The following is a 5,567-nucleotide window of genomic DNA, read 5'->3' as shown; positions in this document are numbered from 1 at the left end:
CTGTTGATCATCGAACCCGTGTTCTCCCTGTCGCAGGGGCATGCCGCACTCATCGGTGTCACCGTCGTGAGCTGCCTGCTGTTCGTCGCCTTCGGTGCCATCCTCGAGCAGATCGCGCGACTGGTCGGCGGGGCCGGCATCGTGTTGGTGTCGGCCGCTCCGATTCTGGCGGTCAGCGTGGTTGGCCCGAGCTACTTCTTCTCCGGAATGGAGACGGGCCTGGCCGTCGTGGGGCTGTCGGCCGTCGGGCTCTTCTTTCTACGCACTGGTGGATTTTCCCAAGCCGCCGCAACGCCGCGTAACGCCGCGATACTCGGGCTGCTGATGACATTGTCCATCGCGGCACGTCTGGACTCCGTCGTCACGATGGCACTGGTCGGCCTCCTCGCGATGTGGCGATGGCGCACCAAAGCCGTTGTTGCACTGCAGATAGGCGTGATTCCCACGATCTTCCTGGCCGCCTACACCGCGGTCAACCTGGCGACGTTCGGCACGCCGACCCCGGTGTCGGGGCAAGCCAAGGCGCTCGGCGATGCCACCAACCTGGGAGTCTTCGCGCAGTTCCTCGCGGCGCCGAGGATCTTCGGGGTGAGCTCGTACCTCGGGCTGGTAGCTGCACCCGTGGCCGTTGCCGCGGTCGTCATCGCGATACGCAGACCCGTCCGGGGACATGTCGAGTCCGCCGTGTTCGGTGCGATTCTGTACCTCGGATCTTGGTGCACGATGGCATATTTCGGTCTCACGTCCTCATGGCAGCTGTGGCCCTGGTACTTCTACGCCATCCCCGTATCGCTGCTGTTCACCCTCGTCGCCCTCGTCAATCATGTGGCCAGGGCCGCAACGGTACTAGCCGTGCTCTCGGCCACGTCGGTGCTGGCGCTCACCTCGATCTGGACCGTGGAGCAGGTGGCCTCTGCCGATTCCCGCTCGGCGTTCGTCTCGACCGCACCCGAGGTCGCAGGCATGATCGATCGGCTTGATCCGGCGGACTCACCGATCGCCATCGGTGACAGGGCCGGCAGCATCGGTTACCACCTCGGCCGGCCCGTCGTCCAGCTCGAAGGACTCGTCGACTCGAAGGAGTACCTCGACGCGCTTGAGAACGGCGGCGTCGGCCCCTATCTCAACGAGCGCGGTGTGCGCTTCTACGCCCGAGTCGACTCTGCCGACGGTCAATCCGCCTCCGGTCGGGAGGGAGCGCGGCGATTCACCGAACCACAGCAGGGCTACGGCCCGAAAGCCAGCATCTACGTTCGGGACGACGACCTCTTGTTGACGTTTCCGCTGCCGGATGGCACTAGCTACCGAGTGTGGAGATACCGTCCCGAGTTGAACTCTGGGTGAGCCGGGCGTAACGAGCAACGAAAGTGCCGCATCAATTGGCCGTATCGCGAGGCGCGAACTTCCCTGGGCGCCTGGGTGGCTCGGACGACCTTCTTCGCCGCGGTCACAGCCCACTGGCGCCGAACCCGCACCCTCAACCGGCGTTCCAAGTCCCGATTGCGCGCCAACTCCGACAGCACCCACAGCCGGTCCAACCAGGCTGAATCGTTCTCGGAGTAGTTCGCCGTCAAGGTTTCGTCGTTGTGGCGTCTCACGGAAAGCTCTTCGTCCACCCAGGCTGCATCGGATCGCGCCAGGACTCGAAGCCACAGCTCAATGTCGTCGCAGTAGCACAGTTCAGGGCTGAATCCCCCGACTTCCAAGAGCACCGATCGCCGAACCATCACCGATGTCGGTTCGCCGATCCAATTTCCAGTAGACCGCTGGTTCACGTACCGCCGAACGATGCTCATTCCGTCATTCACGGAACTCAGCGGTTCGAGCGGGGTGTGCAGCGTTGCGTATTTGACCGCCCACTCGGTATCCGGTGGTTCGATTCGCCTGCGTGCGAACGCCAATCCCACCCTTGGGTTCTCGAAGGCCGGCGCCAGGCGGCTCAAGCAGTTCGGCAGCAGCAGGTCGTCACTGTGGAGGAATTGGATCAAATCACCTTTGGCAAGCTCGATACAACGATTGTGGTTGGGGTTGGGTCCAATGTTCTCGCGATTCCTCACCGCGCGAATCCGCGAATCCGACAGCGCCGTAACCAGTTCAAAGGTCGAGTCCGTCGACGCATTGTCGACGACCAGGCAGTCGAAATCCTCGTGGGTCTGCGCGAGCGCGCTCGTCAAGCTGGCCGCGATGGTGTCCTCGCAGTTGTAGACGGGAAGGCAGATCGTCACCCTAGGCATCAGTCGCGGCTTCCTACCCTGCGCAGCCGTCGCACCGAAAGCACCGGCCACGTGGTGAACAGTACGAGAATCCGCTTGTCAGCCAGCCTTGCCGGCAACAACCGCAACAACTCCGGCCCTGCCACCGCCATGTAGACCGTCAACCCGACCACACCGCCCATCGCCAGTGTGATGACCGGATGAGACGAGCCAGCGGTGACTGCGAGAGCGGCACCGGCGGCCGCCGCAGCGGCCACCACCGGCCTGGACAGAGCGCGCACCATGTCCAGGAAACCAGCGCCCGCGGTGAACTTCATTGCGACCGCGTAGGCGGGCATCGTGACGAGCAGGACCACGACGATGTGCCCGATGCCGACACCGACGAGTCCGCCGGTCCTGACACCGACGATCAGTGCCGGGACCAACGCGATGAGAGCGGCCGCCTGCACGGCCAGCATCGCAAGCGTTCTCCCCGATGCGATCATGATGTTGCTGAACAACATTCCGATGACATACAGCACCCCGTATACGGCGAGCACCCGCAACAGAGGGGCGGCGCTAAGCCACCTGGCCCCGTAGACCGCTTCGATGAGCGGATGGGAGAAGGCCATCGTGAACGCGGCAATGGGACAGGCGATCAAGGCCACGGTCCGGACCGCGCGCGATACCGTCGACCGAAGATCGCCCCCCGCTCGTCGTACGCCCGAGAACGCCGGCAGCACCACCTGATCCATCACCGCCCCCAGGGCCGCGGTTGGCCACGAACAGATATTGAACGCGAGCATGTAGAGACCCAGGTCAGTGGTCGACATCTCGCGGCCAATGATGACGTAGTCGACGTTCAGCACCAGCTGCGAAAGCAGTGAACCGAGAGCTGCCGGCATTCCGAAGCGCAGCAGCGGCCCGATGAACGCCACATTCCAACCCGGACGGTAGAGCGAATGCAGCGCTCGTACGATCACCACGCCGACAGTCAGGGTTCCGACTACCCGGGACCAGGCGAACGCCTCCGCACCGTGCATCATGGTTGCCAGTAACAACAGGGATGCGCTGCTGGTGACGAACGAGACCGCGCTGGCGCGGAACATCACCTCCTGGCGGAATTCCCGCTGAAGTTGCGAGGCCGGAACCGCGAAAACCGCTTGAAGGACAACGGCGATCGCAAGGATGCGGATCGGCCCGGCTGCTTCCGGAGCGTGAAATGCCGAGGCCACCGGGCCGGCGGTGATGGCCATCAACCCGGCGACCATCCCACTGCTCAAGAGCGCGACCGTTGTCACGGTCGGTCCGAGTTTGTCCGCGTCGAGATCGGCCCGCGCAATTGCCGAGGTGACGCCCCACGAGGCGAGACAGACCACGAAACCGTGCACGGTGATCGCCAATGCGTAGACGCCAAGCTCATCCGGCGCGATGATCCGCGCGACCACCGCCATGACGAGGACATTGCTCAGGCGCATGAGTATCGCGCTCCCACCGGTCCACATCGCGGCCCGGCGCGCACGGTGACTCAACGACCCGTGTGCTTGCGGCGCGCTGGGGTCGGATTCCGGTAGCGCCGTACGTTCGCGTGCCATCATGGACCGTTTCGTGTTCGTTTTAGCAAACAAAGACACCATAGCCGAGTCCGTGGGTCTCCAGTGTGAGTCACCGGGCGTCCACGAGGACGGTTCATCAACCATAAACTGTTGTTCGTACGCCTGGAAGACGTATGATGTGCCGCGGGCGGTTTCTTGCGAATGGCTACCTTTGAGCCATAGCTGATGCAGAGTTAGCAATCGTCTCATCTTGATCCGACTCGGGCGCGGGGGCGACCGGTTCATGAAAGGCGTACGTCGAAATGTCACCAGTCCGGGATCCGATGATGCTTACCGCACCCACCGGCATTCGCACCCGTCAGCCGCTTTCGGGACAGCTAAAGCGCGGCGCCGTGATCGTTCCGGCGTACAACGAAGAGGAAGTGATCAGGCGCACGCTCTCGCCGCTGAGTCAGGCCGCGGTCGCGGGCTACATCGAGCTGATCGTCGTGTGCAACGGCTGTACCGACGACACCGCCGATGCCGCCCGAACCGTTCCCGGCGCGCGGGTCCTCGAACTGTCGCAGGGTTCCAAGCCTGCAGCCCTGAACGCCGGCGACGCCACCGCCGTGCTGTGGCCGAGGCTCTACCTCGACGCCGACATCCAGATATCGGCCGCTGCCGTGCTGGACGTCCTCGACCGGCTGACGCGCGGAGACGTGATGGCTGCGCGACCCGAAGCCCGCTACGACTTCCAGGGGGCCAGTGCAGTCGTCCGCAGCTATTACCGAGCACGTCAGCGCATCCCTGCACACAAGCTCGCGATGTGGGGTGCTGGTGTCTACGGGCTCAGCGCAGAAGGACACCAACGGCTCGGCACCTTCCCCACCATCACGGGGGACGACTTCTACGTCGACACCCGATTCTCCCCAGAAGAGAAGGCCGTGGTCACCACCGAACCGGTGGTCGTGAGGACGCCCACCAATATCAGGAGCCTTCTCGCGATCCTGCGCCGCAGCCACCGGGGGAAAGCCGAACTGTCGCCCTACCGCGGGGGTGACGGCGCCGGCGCACGAAACACGACGGCCCCTTCCGCAATCGCGGCCATGGGCGCAGTTCACGGGCCCAGATCAGCCGCGGACGCGGCCGTGTACATCGGGATGGCACTGGCCAAGAGGTGGACGCCCGGTCCGACACCAGAGTGGGAACGAGACGAAAGCAGCCGGCTGGCCGACGAATCGGCCGCGGAAACGGAATGACGCAATGATGCCCAACACCGCGAGCACCAAACGCATCAGCCCGTCCGTCGCGCACGGGCTGCCACTGAAGCGCAAGGTCGACGAGGGATTGGCCTTGTACAAGCTGTATCGGCGTGAGGCCCGCAGCGGGGTGGATTTCGACGATCTCTTCGACCAGATCGACGAGTACGACCACCTACTGGCGCAATACACCGGCCTGGCGCTGACCGAGGCGTCTGTGTTCGAGATCGGGTTCGGCGCGCGCCCCCATCGTCAGATCGCCATGCAGAGCATGGGGATCGACGTCCTCGGCGTCGACGCCGAGGCGCCCGTCATCTCGGGCCACCCCTCCCAGTTCGTCACGATGCTTCGCCGCAACGGCGCCGAACGCGCCGCAAAGTCCGTCGTCCGCCGTCTGCTCTTCGACCGTGCCGAGGAGCGTGCGCTCGACCGGGCATTGAGCCAGCGGGGTCTCGCGCGCAGGCTCGATCCGGCGCGGCTGATGGTGGCCGACGCCGGACTCGTGAACCTCGAGCCCGAATCGGTCGACCTCGTCGTGTCCGAGGACGTCTTCGAACACCTTCAGCGCGACACTCTCGAGC

General features: G+C 64.5%; 5 protein-coding genes. 3 read left to right on the top strand and 2 right to left on the bottom strand.

Translation table 11 applies throughout. The features are described 5' to 3' along the window. A partial coding sequence (locus ACRDUX_RS26470) for a hypothetical protein (protein WP_526418100.1) occupies positions 1 to 1,344 on the top strand: 1,344 nt, incomplete at its 5' end. Here ACRDUX_RS26470 and ACRDUX_RS26465 read toward each other — a convergent pair. Both ACRDUX_RS26465 and ACRDUX_RS26460 read right to left on the bottom strand, forming a co-directional pair. Further along, positions 1,302 to 2,234: a glycosyltransferase family 2 protein gene (locus tag ACRDUX_RS26465; RefSeq protein WP_526418098.1), complete on the bottom strand. Its 933-nt coding sequence runs from the start codon at positions 2,232 to 2,234 to the stop codon at positions 1,302 to 1,304. The two genes, ACRDUX_RS26470 and ACRDUX_RS26465, sit on opposite strands and share 43 nt — an antisense overlap. After that, entirely contained in the window at positions 2,234 to 3,829 is a 1,596-nt protein-coding gene (locus tag ACRDUX_RS26460; protein ID WP_526418096.1) for an oligosaccharide flippase family protein, read from the bottom strand. Before ACRDUX_RS26460 ends, ACRDUX_RS26465 begins: the two co-directional genes overlap by 1 nt. A 221-nt stretch (positions 3,830 to 4,050) precedes the next feature. On the opposite strand from ACRDUX_RS26460, the gene ACRDUX_RS26455 reads away from it, so the two are divergent. Together ACRDUX_RS26455 and ACRDUX_RS26450 are read left to right on the top strand one after the other, a co-directional pair. Further along, the gene (locus ACRDUX_RS26455; protein WP_526418094.1) at positions 4,051 to 4,986 is read left to right on the top strand and encodes a glycosyltransferase family 2 protein; all 936 of its coding nucleotides are present in this window, start codon (positions 4,051 to 4,053) and stop codon (positions 4,984 to 4,986) included. Between the two features lie 4 nt (positions 4,987 to 4,990). Next, positions 4,991 to 5,567, top strand: a 577-nt coding sequence (locus ACRDUX_RS26450) for a hypothetical protein (protein ID WP_526418092.1), incomplete at its 3' end; no start/stop codon positions are given.

The sequence above is a fragment of the Mycobacterium sp. genome, from assembly GCF_050701675.1.
Lineage (GTDB): Bacteria > Actinomycetota > Actinomycetes > Mycobacteriales > Mycobacteriaceae > Mycobacterium.
Note: the sequence above shows the minus strand (reverse complement) of the source record. Positions and strands in the feature narration are given on the sequence as shown.